12 protein-coding genes are annotated in these 14469 nt (G+C 66.7%); 3 read left to right on the top strand and 9 right to left on the bottom strand.

Features of this window, described 5'->3' with window-relative positions:
* Nucleotides 1-89: 89 nt before the first annotated feature.
* The 7 genes from G7072_RS02290 to G7072_RS02260 all read right to left on the bottom strand — a co-directional run bounded on the left by G7072_RS02290 (nucleotide 90) and on the right by G7072_RS02260 (nucleotide 7925).
* On the bottom strand, nucleotides 90-827 hold the full coding sequence (locus tag G7072_RS02290) for a transglutaminase-like domain-containing protein (protein WP_240917105.1): 738 nt from the start codon (nucleotides 825-827) through the stop codon (nucleotides 90-92).
* Nucleotides 824-2290, bottom strand: coding sequence for a cytochrome P450 (locus G7072_RS02285; protein WP_166084036.1), 1467 nt, complete (start codon nucleotides 2288-2290; stop codon nucleotides 824-826). Before G7072_RS02285 ends, G7072_RS02290 begins: the two co-directional genes overlap by 4 nt.
* Complete coding sequence (locus G7072_RS02280) at nucleotides 2287-3117, bottom strand: SDR family oxidoreductase (RefSeq protein ID WP_166084035.1); 831 nt, start codon at nucleotides 3115-3117, stop codon at nucleotides 2287-2289. Before G7072_RS02280 ends, G7072_RS02285 begins: the two co-directional genes overlap by 4 nt.
* The gene (locus tag G7072_RS02275) at nucleotides 3114-3764 is read right to left on the bottom strand and encodes a lysophospholipid acyltransferase family protein (RefSeq protein WP_166084034.1); all 651 of its coding nucleotides are present in this window, start codon (nucleotides 3762-3764) and stop codon (nucleotides 3114-3116) included. The genes G7072_RS02280 and G7072_RS02275 overlap by 4 nt, the downstream gene beginning before the upstream one ends.
* A gap of 1618 nt (nucleotides 3765-5382) precedes the next feature.
* Entirely contained in the window at nucleotides 5383-5886 is a 504-nt protein-coding gene (locus G7072_RS02270; RefSeq protein WP_166084033.1) for a hypothetical protein, read from the bottom strand.
* Nucleotides 5887-5888: 2 nt separating this feature from the next.
* Nucleotides 5889-6557, bottom strand: coding sequence for a DUF433 domain-containing protein (locus G7072_RS02265; protein ID WP_166084032.1), 669 nt, complete (start codon nucleotides 6555-6557; stop codon nucleotides 5889-5891).
* A gap of 348 nt (nucleotides 6558-6905) precedes the next feature.
* On the bottom strand, nucleotides 6906-7925 hold the full coding sequence (locus G7072_RS02260) for a hypothetical protein (RefSeq protein ID WP_166084031.1): 1020 nt from the start codon (nucleotides 7923-7925) through the stop codon (nucleotides 6906-6908).
* A 458-nt stretch (nucleotides 7926-8383) separates the two neighbouring features.
* On the opposite strand from G7072_RS02260, the gene G7072_RS02255 reads away from it, so the two are divergent.
* A complete protein-coding gene (locus G7072_RS02255; protein ID WP_166084030.1) occupies nucleotides 8384-8590 on the top strand; it encodes a hypothetical protein in 207 nt (68 codons plus the stop codon).
* Here the strand turns inward: G7072_RS02255 and G7072_RS02250 are convergent.
* Together G7072_RS02250 and mobF are read right to left on the bottom strand one after the other, a co-directional pair.
* Nucleotides 8557-8904: a sulfate permease gene (locus G7072_RS02250; protein ID WP_166084029.1), complete on the bottom strand. Its 348-nt coding sequence runs from the start codon at nucleotides 8902-8904 to the stop codon at nucleotides 8557-8559. The two genes, G7072_RS02255 and G7072_RS02250, sit on opposite strands and share 34 nt — an antisense overlap.
* A gap of 111 nt (nucleotides 8905-9015) precedes the next feature.
* A complete protein-coding gene (mobF, locus tag G7072_RS02245) occupies nucleotides 9016-12546 on the bottom strand; it encodes a MobF family relaxase (RefSeq protein ID WP_206063362.1) in 3531 nt (1176 codons plus the stop codon).
* A gap of 345 nt (nucleotides 12547-12891) precedes the next feature.
* Here mobF and G7072_RS02240 point away from each other — a divergent pair, with 345 nt between their 5' ends.
* Both G7072_RS02240 and G7072_RS02235 read left to right on the top strand, forming a co-directional pair.
* Complete coding sequence (locus tag G7072_RS02240) at nucleotides 12892-13515, top strand: hypothetical protein (protein WP_166084027.1); 624 nt, start codon at nucleotides 12892-12894, stop codon at nucleotides 13513-13515.
* Nucleotides 13500-14459: a hypothetical protein gene (locus G7072_RS02235; RefSeq protein WP_166084026.1), complete on the top strand. Its 960-nt coding sequence runs from the start codon at nucleotides 13500-13502 to the stop codon at nucleotides 14457-14459. Before G7072_RS02240 ends, G7072_RS02235 begins: the two co-directional genes overlap by 16 nt.
* Nucleotides 14460-14469 lie beyond the last annotated feature (10 nt).

Genomic DNA, 14469 nt, shown 5'->3' with positions numbered 1-14469 from the left:
TCGACGCTCAGGCTCACGTGTCGCCCAATCAGGAGGGACGAGGCAACCACCTGTGACCTGGGACGCCGGCTGCCCTGGCTTCCCCGCGGTCAGGGCCGCCGGCTCCCGCTCGGCTGCGGGGATCCCGGGGCCTGGAACTCGTCCGTCGGGGCTTTGGCTCCGACAAGGTCGCCGTAGTGACTGCGGAGGGCAGCGAGGATCTCGGGGAGCGGGAGGTCGGCGAACCAGCCACGGTCGCGGACGTAATCCATGTGCTGGGCGCCGTCCGCACTGTGCTGGTGGAGCAGCGCGTCGCTGCGGCCGTCGAAGTCGATCGGTTCGACGCCGAAGCGTGCGCAGAGCTCTCGGTTGAACGCCGGGGTCGCCTTGACCCAGCGACCGTCGAGCAGGAGCTCGCTGTAGCCGTGGTAGACGAACAGATCGGTACCGCCCATCCGCTGACGCAGCGCGTATGTCTGCAGGTGGTTGCGGACATCGCAGAACCCGAGCCGGGAGGGAATGCCCGCGGCCCGGGCCACCGCCGTCAGCAGCACCGCCTTCGGTACGCAGTACGCCGCCCTCGCAGTCGCGACGTACGAGGCGCGGTAGTGGACGGGGTCGTCGGAGACCGAGTACGGGTCGTACCAGACACGGTCGCGCACCGCCGCGAAGATGCGCGCGGCGACATCGAGCGGCTCGGTGGCGTCCCCGACCGCGGATGCGGTGAACAGCTGAACTGATTCGCTCTCCCAGTCGAGGAAGAAGGTGGACTCGAGGAACGTGCTAGACGCAGATGCTACGGATTCCCCCGCTGGCGTCTCGTCGTCCGATGCGTCCCTGCTGATCACCGGTCGACTCTCGTGAACCGCACCGGAAGTCCGTCCACAGGAATGGGAAGCGAGGTGTTGTCCCACCTCACCTCGTAGTCATGTGGCACCGTCCAGGAGTGGGTGAGCAGCATCTGGTGCAATATCGCCTTCACCTCCAACGTCCCGAAGTGCAGACCGATGCACTTGTGCACGCCCCCACCGAAGGGGATCCAGGCGTTGCGGTGGGACCTGTCCTCTCGACGGGCCGGCCCGAATCGGTCGGGGTCGAAGTCGTCGGGGTTCGACCAGCATGCCGGGTCGAAGTGGTTCACCGCCGGCGCCACCGCGACGAGCGAACCCGTGGGGATGAAGTGCCCCTCGACCGCGGTGTCCTTGACCGCTCTGCGCATCACCAAGGGGACCGGCGCTACCAGTCGCAGTGACTCCTTGACGATCAGGTCGAGCGCGGTGAGGCCCTCCAGGGCCTCGATGTCGATGTCGCCACCCGACTCGGCCAATGCGACCGACTCGCGTCGCGCCCGCTCCTGCCACTGGGGATGCTTGGCCAGGAAGTAGGTGGCGGCGGCGGTGGCGATCGTCGAGGTGTCGTGAGCGGCCATCATGAGGAAGATCATGTGGTTGACGACATCCTCGTCCGAGAAGCTCTCGCCGTCGGTCGTACCGGCGTGGCAGAGACCGGCGAACAGGTCGTTGCCCCCGCTGGCCCGCGTCTCCGGCAGGTGGCGGTAGAAGTAGTCCTCCAACACCCTGCGACCTTTGATTCCGGCGCGGTAGCGGGTGCCGGGAAGCGGTAACCGCACGATCGAGCTGGAGGCGCGCACGGTGTCCACGAAGGCTTTGTTGATGGCGCGAGTGTCCTCCCCGCCCCGACCCCCCATGAACACCTCGGTGGCGATGTCCAGGGTCAGCTCCTTCAACAGCGGGTAGAGCGTGATCGTCTCGCCTGTCGTCCACGCCTCCACGCCCTGGCGTGCCTGGGGGAGCACCTGGCCCACGTACCCGGCGAGCCGCTCACGGGTGAATGCCTCTTGCATGATGCGCCGGTGCATCAGGTGCTCATCGAAGCTCATCAGCATCAGGCCGCGGTGGAAGAACTTGTCGATGAGGAAGGTCCACCCGTCCTGGGAGAACGCCTTGTCGGTGTTGGCCAAGGCGGTCTGCGTCGCGGAGGGACCCGCGATGACGACCACCTTCTTGCCGAACGCCCCCATCCAGGACACGGGGCCCAAGCGCTGCCACCTCTCGCGACCGAGCCTGGAGCCGAACCGGATGTAGTCGACAGTGTGACCGAGGAACGGCAACCCGCTGTCTCCCATGACCGCCTTCAGCCCGCTACCGGCCGGGGGGTCGGCCAGGACCCGGTTCGGCCAGCGCCGTGTGAGATCGAAGAGCGCGTCGTCGACTGGTCGTGGCGTCGGAAACAGAAGGAGGGAGGAGTACCGATCGCGGAGTCTCCTGCCCGGTGACAGCAGAGTGATCATGACTTCCGGGCCCTTTCCTCATAGGCGCTTCGCGCCTGTTGGTCGACACCACCCAGGAACATGCGGTCGCTACCGAGTCGTCGCGCGAGGCCTTCGGACCATGCCGCAGGCATGAGCCGTTGTGCCTTGAGCAGCGCGCCCATGGGTCGGGTGACATAGACCCGTGGCCGCGGGTGGGCCAGCAGGTCAGCGATGGCCTCGGCGATCTGCTCGGGCTCGGCGTTCCGGAAGCCCTTGGGGCCCTGCGTGCCGGCGACGAGCTCGGTGTTGGTGAACGTTGGCAGCACGAGCGAGACGTCCACTCCGCTGGTGCGGTGCTCAAGCCTGACGGCATCGGTGAACGCGATCACGGCCGCCTTCGTCCCGCAGTAGGTCGCAAGGCCAGGGACGTACGCCTCCCCCGCCATCGAGGCGATGTTGATGATGTGGCCACTGCGGCGCGGCAGCATCGAGTCCAGGGCCAGCTTGGTGCCGGTGATCACTCCATGGACGTTGATGTCGACCATGCGACGAGCAACCTCCTGCCCCTCGTCCACCGTGGGCCCGACGGGCATCACACCGGCGTTGTTGACCAACGCGTGAGGAACTCCGAGTCGGTCGGTGACCATGTGGTAGAACGCCTGGAACGACTCCGGGTCGGTCACGTCGAGTCGGCCCACCGCGTCGAGATCAAGTTCTCTGTCAGTCTCGAGCAGACGGGTTTCGTCGACATCGCCGACGGCCACCTTCATTCCCAGGCTCTTCAGCGTCCTGGCGGTCGCGTAGCCGATCCCGCGGGCGCCGCCAGTGATGACCGCGACCTTGCCTTCCAGTGCTGGAGCAGTCATGTGCCGTTGACCTTTCGTGTGTCGGCCCAACCCGCGTGGGCTGGCCGGTTGGTGTCCTGACGTGGGCAGCAGGTGGTTCTGATCCGGTCGACCACCCGCGCACGGAGCGCTGGAACGTCGTCGCGGGAGAGCCCCGTGGTGGTCAGGGGTTCGCTGATGATCACGTGGACGGTCCCGGGGCGGATGAGCAGTCGCTTGGCGGGCCAGACGTCTCTGGTGTCCAGTACGCACGCCGGAACGATCGACACTTGGCTTGCCACTGCGACCTCGAACGCGCCGGCACGGAACGGGAGGAGCTCCCCGCGACGGGAGGTCGTTCCCTCCGGGAAGACGAGCAGTGGCACGCCTTCCGCCAGGTTTCGGGCCGATTCGTCCTGGATCGTCGTCCGGTCCGGGGTGAGCCGGTCGACCTTCACCATTCCCAGCGCCCGGAGAGCTGCCCCGAGAAGCGGCACGTCGAACAGCTCCCGCTTGGTCATGATGCGGAGCGAGCCGCGGGACAGCGCCAGATAGACAATGGGGTCAAGGTTCGACTGGTGGTTGGACACCACGACGCAGGCGCCGCCATTGCCCAGGTGCTCTCGACCATGGACCCTGAGCCGGGCACCAACGCACAGCAGCCAGCAGCGACTCCACAGATAGAGCATCCGGTTCGAGAAACCGCGAGACCGCCACCGTGCGGGACATGCCAGGAGTCCGGTCGCAATGACCATCGTTGCCAGGCCTCCGCCTCCCAGAGCGAGCGGCGTGCGGAGCGCGGCCCTCATCTCCCCCCAGGCGAGCGCTGGCACCATCACAACGGCGTCCCCGTCAGCGGTGTAGTGCTGGAGCGAGGACCGAGGACGAGGCGATCGCGGCGAGGACGCCGCAGAGCGGGAACGCTCATCGAACTCTCCATCCTTCCGTTTACAGAAATCTAGCAAGTGATAACGAAACTTACTAGATTGCTCGATGTGTAAACGCCCCAGTCCTGCGAACGCCGACTTTGATGGGGAGGTCCAGGGCAAGCCGCACGAGCACGAGTCCCGCGTCGTTGGCAGCGGCAGACGACCACGCCGCGGGCGGCGTCACACACCGAGAAAGTGGACCAGCTCCGCCATCGCCGCGCCGCAGGTTGAATCCTGGATGGGGGATGTACAGGCGATGACCAGGGTGAGGTCACCCGGAACGCGGGTGCGCAGAAGCCGTGCTCCACCTACATCCCGGATCCATAGCCAGCTCGCCGCGATCTCCAGACCCCCTGCACGGACCACGTACTCGACGTCGCGGCAACGGCCCCCTCGGATCCCGCGGCCGTCGCTCCCGGAGGTACTCTCGTCCCGCACGCCGCGAAGCACCGCCACCCACAACACAGGACGCATGCCCGCCGCATACACCCCGCCTTCAGTCCTCGTTCCACCAAACCCATTGGAGGGCGCCGGACCTTGGCCGCGAGCCGCACAAGTTGGATCGCGTTGCGCGGCCCGCAAACCAGCCTCGCTCAGCCTCGTCCCGGCCGTTGACATCGCTGGGTACCCACCCAGGGATGGCGGTAGCACGACACCCGTTGGGCGGTTGTCGACGGGTCGATGGACTCCCGGATCCACCCCCCTGATCACGCGAGACACATCAACTCGACCCGTCCGCGGTTCAGTTTCGTCCACAGATTCCACGCAGCCGCTGGCGAGAACTACGAGGGCCAGAACGGCCGTTGCCGCGCTCCGAGCAGGCACAACTCACCTCATCCCTCACGAGGACTTGTAGAACTGCTGTTTGTACTAGCAGTCTAAGTCCGTCTCACCGTCTAGGTCGAGCGGCTGCCTGCAGTGCATGCCAGCGAGCGTCGACCCGCGAGGCTGGGTTTGCTGCGGGCGTGGAGTCTCACCGCGATGCCGGAGTGGCCGAGCTCCTCCCAGACTCCACTGGTGCCTGCCGCCCCCAAGAGTTTTCGAGCTCCGGAAACTAGACCGGGCCACCCACCGTTGGTTCGCGGGGCTCAAGGCCTTCGACCTAACCTGGAGCAGGCGCCACCACTCGGGATTTGAACCGAAGGCCTCTGGACGCCATCAGGGGCATCGCGGCTACTACGATCTCGGGCCGGAAACTACCGATTCGCTCGGTGTGGTGAGGGATTCGCCCTCGCTTCCAGTCTCAGGCTACCCGTCTAGTACCGAGTCGGACTGACCCAATCTGGACACAAAATGGACCCGATCGAATCCGGCTAGACGTTGGTTCGCGGTCACGAGGCGCAGCGGTAGCCGCCCATGCGCACTCGGGTCGGTCCGGCTACTCGTCCGGCGAAGAGGGTGAGCGTGGTTCTTCAGACACTGGCGCCTTGTGTCGCTTCCACAGGTCGTCAACGTCAGCGCCCTGCTTGTCGGCGATCTTCTTCAGGTACTCCCACGCCGGCCTTGGCGTCGTCGCTCTCGGGCGGTGACGGATGACGTTGGCCTGGTTTGGCAGCAGCCGGTGTTCGAGACCCGGCAACTCCTGGAGCAAGGCGGCCGTCGCCTTCAACGGATCGTGGCCGGCTGCCTCGATGACCAGCACTGTGAGCTTGGTGTCGACCATCGCTGCGACCGTCGGGGGGTCGTCGAGCATGTGGTAGTCGGTAGTCACCAGGCCGTCATAGTTGCGGCGGCTGAGTTCGCGGACGAGTTCGCTGTCAGCCATCCGTGAGAGGGCTGGGTCAATCTTGGTGAGGTGTTCCAGGGTGAGGCCCGGCGGAACGAACTGCTGGAAGGCGTGGACCAGTGGCAGCGGGAAGTTCTGGTCGAGGGCGAGCCGCATGGTCAGGCGGCGAACTCAAGGGTGCCTAGCTGTTTCTCGAGGCTGACAGCGTCATCGACGACGTGCTCGGACAAGTCGTACATGGCGGCGATCTGCCCCGTCGAGAACCCGTCCCGCGACAGTGAGGCCAAAGCGAGCGAGGTAATGCGGGTGTCGACCACATGCGGCTCGCCGGAAACCTTTCCCGGGATGATGCGCAGGTTCGCGCGTGGCGCGAGCAGGTCCGGGCCCTTGACTTCGCCGTCGATGGTGAACGCCTCCGTCAGACCCCAAGTCTGGAGTTTGGGAAGTGCGTGGGCGCCATGAAGGTCGACCACGTCCTCGTGGAGGCGGACGAAGATTCGGCCGCGGGGGTCGACCAGGATGGGGCTGCGGCCTTCAGCGGCGTCCCAAAGGTCGAGGTCGTACTCGTCGAGCAAGGCTAGAGCTTGGCGAACCATCGGCATCGGGCTGGCTTTGATGTCGGCCCCGGCCTTCTCGTGACGCAGCCAGTGGACGATACGCAGGGTCATCAGGTCGCCGAAGGACCACAGCTTCTCCTGGACCGGCGAAACACTCGGGACCACGATTCCTTGGCGGGCCCACCAGTAGATGGTCGACTTGGGTACGCCAGAGAGCGCGGCGGCGCGGTTCGCGTCGTAGCACCCGTTGAACACGCTGGTCGGAGTCACATAGCCATCATCCATGCCACGCGCTGGCCGGTCTACGAGGATCGCCCAGAGCCCGCTACGCACCGACAAGCAGGTCCGGGCCTCGAGAGGCGGCGGTATGACCCACCCGCGCCGGCCAAGCAGTGGGCCGGCGTTCAGCGGGTCCACTTGCGCTTCGCTGTCGTCTCACCGCACCCCGTGGGCCTTCGCGACGGTTACAGCGGTGCGGCATACAGGACTGCGATTACGCAGGCGGCAAAGACTGTGAAGATGGCGATCAAGCGCAGGGTCGTGCCCCATCCGCCCTCGATGGCGACCCGGATCGTTTTCCAGCAGGCGGGACTCGCCCTGACGATCTGCAACATCACGTCACCCCTTCGGCTTCTTCAAGCCGCTTTTGGGTGCGCGGGTCGAGGACCGCTTCCCCGTCGACCCCTTCTTGGCTGGCTTGGTGGCGGAGCGGTTGCCCGGCCCCTTCTTCGCGCCCGAGCTGGTCGACTTCGACTTCGACTTCGGCGTCACCGCGGCGCGGTCCTGGGCCCCCTTCTTCGCGGCGGTTCGCGCCGCCGAACGGGAAGCCGTGCTGAAGTCACCGTTGAGGCTGTAGTAGAGGTGATAGGTGTAGCCCTTGAGAGCCAATCCGGCCTTGATCTGATCGCGGCGGACGGAGACGAGTCCGAGGTCCTCCAGTTCGGTGAAGCCTTTGGCCGCCGACGAGGCGGAGATTCCGTACCACTCCTCGACCTGCTTGTGGGTGACGTGGAACTTGGCGTCGTTGTCGTTGGTCTCCTTCAGGAGCAGCAGCAGCATGCACAGCCCCGGGAGAGACAGGGCGTCAAACCACTTCTCGGTCCAGAACGCTCCGGGCAGTTGGAAGTAGCGATCGATCCTCTTCTGGCCGTTCGGACGTTTGTAGTCCGACTTGGTGTCCTCGCGCCGCGGTACGACGTGTGCCATGCGCCGGACCCTCGTGCGGTCGACGAGGCCCATGTCGACGAGGTTGCTCCACGCCTCCGAGAGGCTGGAATGCGACCACGTCAGGGAACCGCCGGTCACGGTCACGAGACGGAGCCAGACCTCGGATCGGAGCGGATCACGGTCGGGCTTCCACAGCGTGAGCAGCATCAGGTAGAGGATGAGTGCCCGCTTCTTCTTGTTCTTGCAGATCGCTGCGAGGGTCGACGAGCGGTCGCTGCCGCTGTGCTTCTGGACGAAGACGTGGCGGACGACGGTGTACTCGGCGCCGGTGAAGCGCACCATGTCTTCTCGCGCCGAGTCGGGCGTCGCGACCTTCGTGGGGTCGACGCTGTGCCGGGACACGGTCGTCACTGCGGCGCCCGCAACGGCGACGGAGGACGACTTGCGCGTCCGGCTCGACTTCGTACTCATGGCTAACACGGTACGCCGGACCCCGGGGTGAGTGCGTCGCCACAGGATGGTGGCCTCGCCTCGTAGCACGTCGTGGGTTCTGGTTTCGTACATAACCCTGCAAGGCCATAGTGCGACTACCCTGCGACAAACTGCGATGAGTTACGAAGCCGAGGGAGAGGTGGGTTCGCGTGCGCACGCGGTCGTCGCGTTGAATCACGGTTCGTGAATCCCGGATTCATCAGGAATAGACCCAGACGCCGCCAGGGGCGCCGGTCGGACGACTTGCCCATCACGAACGGGCGCTACGGCAACGCGTCGAGCTCTGGTCGGAGGAATTCCACAAGACCCCGCCACACCTCCATTCCGATTCGGGCGGCGGCCGAGACCCGGAGAACCTGCATGCCTGCATCAACTGGGCACACCAACATCTCGGCTACCTGCCAGGCAAGACGCCCGAGGAAGCCATTGCCAAGGCGGTGGATCCGGGCAGCGGCGCCCACAACGGCGACTGGAAGGCCTATTGGGCAGACAGGGTGACGTCGGAACTGCACCTGACGCCGTCCGAATCGGTCAACGCGGACCAGGTCCTGAACATCCAGCGCACAGCTGTTGCGGGCCTCGCGGACGATTGCGAGCTGCTGCGCGAGATCTACCTGACCGTGGATCGCATCATTCCCTGGTGATCGGAGTCGGCCCGCCCCTGAACGAAGCTTCGCAACTGCATGGCCGGGCTCAGCATGCCGATCACAACGAACTTAAGTGCATTCCAGGCGAACAGCATCACCAGCACGTTGAGATAGCCCGGGCCGCCGCGCTGGATGACGACTGTGCAGACACTCATCGCGAACAGGTAAGTCGGCGTGGCAACGAGCGCGACGGGGACAGCCCATTTGAGGCCGCACGGGGTACGCAGCCAGTCGACTGCTCGGTTGCTGGGCATGTGGAAGGCCAGGTGGCCGTGGATCGCGGCGGCGAGGCGGAAGCACGCGCTGAGCATGATGGGCTCCTTCGGGTCGGCTCACTCCCACCCATACGTCCGACCGCCGACAGGAGGGGCGCAGCCGCGCCCTCCTGTGGGGAAGTGGCCAGCGCTTCACCCTGTGGAGCCCTAACCGATCGCCCGCCCACCCTGCTCGACCGCCCGGCTACGCCCCTCCTCCGCGGCAGCAGCCTCCTCGCGGATTGCTCGTGCACGCGTGATCGCCTGCTCGGCGCGGGCGGCGTCGAGCTTCTGGGCCTCGCTGCGGGGCTCGCCGAGGGCGCTGCGCTCCTCAGCCCCGTAGCGGTCGCGGTAGGCGGCCACGGTCCGGACCTCGTGAAGCCAGCGCCGGCGGGCGGCATCGGATCTGGGTGGCGTGCCGAGCCGCTTGAGCCACCGCGCTTTCGACTCGACCGCCTGGTCGGCCAGCGTGAGCGCCCGGGACTCCATCAGGTCGTGCCGCTCGGTGAGGGCCTTCTCCATGTCGAGGCTCATCGGTCCGTCGGCGACAGGAATCAACCCGACGACCAGCTTGGGGTCAGGACGGCGCCTGCCCTGCCTCGGCCGCGCTGCCTCCTGGAGTCGGCTGATCAGCACCGCGCCGATGTCCTCGGCGTCGTCGAACGACCGACGACGCACGAGGGCCGGCAGCAGCCGGTCGACGTCGTGATGGTTCGATTCGGCACGCCGCAGCTCGGCGGTCAGTGGGCCGAACGACGCGGAGGTCAGCACCGCCTCGACCTGGGCGTCAGTGAGCCCGCTGCGCTCCAACAACCTGATCCACCGGTCGCGCTGGGCGGCTGCCGCGATGGTCTCGTACTCGGCAGCGAACTGGGCGATGGACGACCAGCGCTCCTGCTCGTCGACGATCATCTGGTGCGCCGAGCACTCCGCGCCAGAGTGCTGGAGCACGCCGTAGAGCACGGTGCGGGCGCTTACCTCGTCAGGCTCCGGTGGAGAGTGCCTCTCGTCGGGCTTGTCGAGCGCGACATACGCGGTGTTCGACTCCCGGCCGCGCGTCATCGACACGTAGAGGTTCTCCCGCGTGGTGGTGCCGGACACCACGACGTGGGATGTGTCGACCGTGATGCCTTGGGCACGGTGAGCCGTGACCGCATAGCCGAGGTCGACGTGCTCGGCGACGTACGCCGCGGGCAGGGTCACCGACCCCCCGAGTGCGACGCCGACGCGCTGGACCTGCATCGAGCCGTCCTTCGCGACATGGGCGGCTCGCCAGCGGTCGCCGTTGCGCACCCAGCCGCCGCGCAGGGTTCGGAGTCTACGGTCGTTCTTGCGCGTGATGACAAGGTCGCCCTCGGACACCTGCGTGCCGTCCGCGAGGTTCACCTCGATGCTGCCCGCCGGGCCGCCTCCGACGATGCGATCGGCCCTGGCACGCCGGTTGAGGACCTTCACGGTTTCCGCCGCCTCGGCGACGAGGATCGCCGACCGCCCGGCACGGACGTCGGCCGCCCAGGCCAGAAAGGCGGCATCCATCATCTCCTCGGTCGTGCCCTCGCGGACCCGGTCGTGGTGGAGGTAGGTGCCGATGACCTCGGGGTGTCCGAAGCGGAGGGCGAGCGACGCGGTCTTCTCCCACTCGTAGGTGAACCGTCGCACCTCGGTCAGCTCGGGGGTGTCGGGACGAATGGAGGCGAGGAGCGTGAATGCCCCTCCTGCGTCGACCGACTGGAGCTGCGCCCAGTCGCCGACCAGCAGCACCTTCGCACCGGCGTCGGCCGCCAGCCCCGTGAGCCGGTCAAGGGTGAGCGTGCCGGCCAGGGTGGCCTCGTCGATGATGATGAGCTGCCCCTTCCGGAAACGCGCTCGTCCACGGTCGAACTCGTGGAGCCACTTGGCGGTGTTCTCACACCCGATCCCCAGGTCCTCGGCCAGCACCTGCGCGGCGACCGCGCTCGGGGCGAGGCCGACGACGCTGCCCTTTCCGTGTGCCTTCGTCCAGGCGGTCTTCAGGGCGTGCATCGCGGTGGTCTTGCCCGCACCAGCCGGGCCGACAAGTAGGTCGACCTGCCTCCCGGACACGGCGATGCGAGCCAGTGTCTCGGCTTGCTCACTGCTCAACAGATGTTCCTTGCCGGTCACCCGCTCGACGACATCGAGGCGGACCCCCGGGGCGGTGAGGTCTGCCGAGCGCACCAACAGCCGGTCCTCTGCGGCGAGCAGCGCCTCGGAGGTGAAGACAACCGAGTGACGGGGCCGAAAGACGGTGGTGCCATCCTCACGGCGGAAGATCTCGGGGCTGGTCGCCAGCTCGGGAGGCGTCACCGCGAGCGACTCCTGCTTGGCGGCGTCGACAACCATGCCGACCACGGCTTCACGGTCCTCAGCCGTGGCGAAACGCCACCCCATCGTCTGCCGGGACGCCTCGGCCCACAGGTTCCAGTGCCGCCAGGTCGAGCGCTTCTGGCTGACGGCTCCGACGACGGAGACGCCGACCGCGCCGACCACGCCGAGCTGGATGTCGTCGGCTCGGAGCGCTGGAGGGGCGATCGGAGGGGCGGTGACCGTGCGCGCCCATTCCACAGCACCCCTCCCGAGAATCCTCTGCGCCCTCCCCCGCCACTCCTCGGTCAGATCGAAAAGCGACCGGATCTTCTTCTCGGGGCGGGTCGCGAGCGTCGCCTTGGCCCGCAACTGGATGACCTTCGTCGGGGAGGGACGGTGCCCCGTGCGGCCGACGTACTCCTCAATCAGCCGGTCCTTCTCCTTGTCGATGTGGCTGGACCGGCCAGAGAATTCACGGATCAGGGCCTCAGGGACGAGGGCAAGCTCCCACGCGGCGTTGCGCTCCTGACCTCGGTCGCGTCGCTCCCACTCGATGCCGAACAGCCGGGTGATCCGGTCGGCGAGCACGGCGTTGTAGTGCTCCGAGATCGCCACGTTGGCCTCGAACATCGGTAGCCCGTCCAGGCTGCGCCAGCGTCCGTCCGCCACGGTCTTGACCTTGTTGGAGAGGACGACGTGTGTGTGCAACTGCGGGTCACCGAGCCGCGAGTCCCAGTGGTCGTATGCCGTCGCGGCAACACCGACGATGTCCGCCTGCATCACCGCGCCGTCACCAGCAGCAACGCCCCTCCTCGTGACGCAAACCTCCCGCTCCATGAAGTCGAGCACGTCGGCGACGGCGTGGTGGTGGGCCTCCACGAGCAGGGCTTGTGTGCCGGCATCGGACACGCCCCACACAGCGGAGACGGACTTGGGAACGCTGAAGGTGTAGTCGAACCCGGCTACACCCTGTCTGCCGTTCGCCGACTCCTCTACCTCGATCTGAGCAACAGCTTCCGTTCGCTGCTCTCCGGTCAGGTCCGGGCTCAGCACCGCGACGCGGGCAGCCACCCGCGCAGCGAGGTTGGGGAAGTGCGGGAACGCCCGCCCCAGCTGATCGCCGGTGACCGGGTCACGCCCCATCCCGATCAGCAGCGAGAGCTGCTGGGCGGTCACGGTGTCGCCGCGCTCGATCTCACCGTCGCCGAATGCGTGGAGCGCAGATCCCATCCAGCGCCCCGGAGGGGTCCCCTCCTCTGTGTAGTACCTCGTGACCGGGTTTGGGTCGGAAATGTTGCGGTCCCCTCGGATCACGCTCTTGAGCAGGTAGTCGTAGCCCCGGCCAGCATTGATGCGGCGCATCGAAACCGTCATCGCCACGCACCTCCTTGGCGTGAAGGTGCACAACGGATTCCACAGCCCGCGGCGGGCCGAGTTGTCCACAGTTCCCGGGTCACAGAGCCCTCCTCGTTCTGCATGACGTGTATGTCGAAGGAGGTGGGTGCGCTCGGGGAGGTGGCAGCGCCGGAGCGACAGGAGCACCTGTGCAGCAGGGACGCGCACACGGCGGCAAGGACAGGAGCGACAGGTGCAGGACGGTTGCATTCGAGGGCCAAGGAGTGACTCAATAGGGCGTGGCTGCGCACTGCCGAACGGGCGGCAGGACGGTGGCTTCTTCCTTCTCGAGTCGTCCTCGCGAGGGAAGTCAGGAGCTCGGGTATGACGACATCACGAGGAGCAAGGGCAATCGCGGCCGCGGCGCTGCTACTGGTCGCCATGACGTCCTGTGCCAACGACGGGCAAGATCCCGCGGCGAACGCGAGTCCCACCCCGAGTTCGTCGACCCCGACCCCCACAGCGACCGCCACGCCGCCGTCTGACACCGAACTGGCGTCCGAGGCGGCGTCTGCCACGTTGCGGAAGTACTACGACGTCCGCAACCAACTTCGTCAGAACCCAAGCAGGCCGCTGAGTCTCCTCGACCAGGTCGCGATCAGTACCGAGCTCGCCGCGCAGAAGAACCTGTTCAAGAAGGAACGGAAGCAGGGGCTCCACCAAGTCGGCGCAACGAAGGTTGCCGAGCTTGAGGTCCAGTCGGTGAACCTCGACAACTCCGACCCCAAGGCCGGGAAGGTCCCCACGGTCCAGATCGACCTCTGCTTCGACGTCAGCAAGGTCGATGTCGTCGACGCCGACGAGAAGTCGGTCATCAGCCTCGATCGACCCGACACCGGGTGGATTCAGTTCCTTGTGTCGAACTACGAGTGGGAGACCGATCCCGACGCGGGATGGCGAGTCGCCTCCAGCAAGGACATCGAGCGCACGCCATGCGAAGCCTCGTAGCTCGTGTCGTCGCCACCTCGCTCGCAGCCGCGGGTCTACTCACTCTTGCCCCCGGCCCGTCCTACGCAGACCCGGTCTGCCAGGTCACGGACCCCGAGACTGGTGTCTGCCTGATCTACGTCGAGGTGCCGGGCACTCCCGGTAATCCGGGCGATCCTGGCGACGACGGGCCAACGGACACCGGCACCGGCGCGGCGTGCGCTTGGGATGGGACCGATCAGGGCATCACCAAGCCCCCGCCCGGACCGGTCCCCTGTTCCAGCGAGAACGGCTACTGGTCCAACGGCTACAACTGCTACATCTCGCTGCTCGATCCGCAGCCGCCGGCGGGCGACCCCAACTGGCAGGGTCACGAGCCGGGTGACGGCGCGGTCTACACCTGCTATCAGCCACAGACTGACCTCCTCATCTGGATCTGGTCCGCCGACCCGCCACCGAACTCCGGGGCAGGGCCGACGCCGCGCGAGGTCGCGCAGATCGCCATCGAGCAGATGGCACTCCGTGCGATCGACATCGGCATCGCACCTGAGCCTGGAGAGGACAGCATCGGGATCGTCGGCATGCCGGTGTGGATGTGGGCTGCCAACCCCGACAGTCACACGGTCGGACCGATTACCGAGTCGGCGTCCGCGGGTGGCGTCACGGTCACGGCGACGGCGCGGGTTCACAGGATCACTTGGGACATGGGAGACGGCACCCAGATCATCTGCACGACGACCGGCACGCCCTACAAGGCGTCCTACGGCAAGCAGCAGTCACCCGACTGCGGGCACGTCTATGCGAAGTCCAGCTCCACTAAGTCGGGCGGGAAGTACACGGTGACCGCGAGCTCGGACTGGGTCATCACCTGGGACGGGGCTGGGCAGACCGGGACCATCCGGCTGAACGGCCTGACTCGATCGGTCGCGATCGCTGTCGGCGAAGCGCAGGTGCTCGTGCAGTAGCGGGCAACGG

This window comes from Nocardioides sp. HDW12B (assembly GCF_011299595.1).
Classification (GTDB): Bacteria; Actinomycetota; Actinomycetes; order Propionibacteriales; family Nocardioidaceae; genus Marmoricola_A.
Note: the sequence above shows the minus strand (reverse complement) of the source record. Positions and strands in the feature narration are given on the sequence as shown.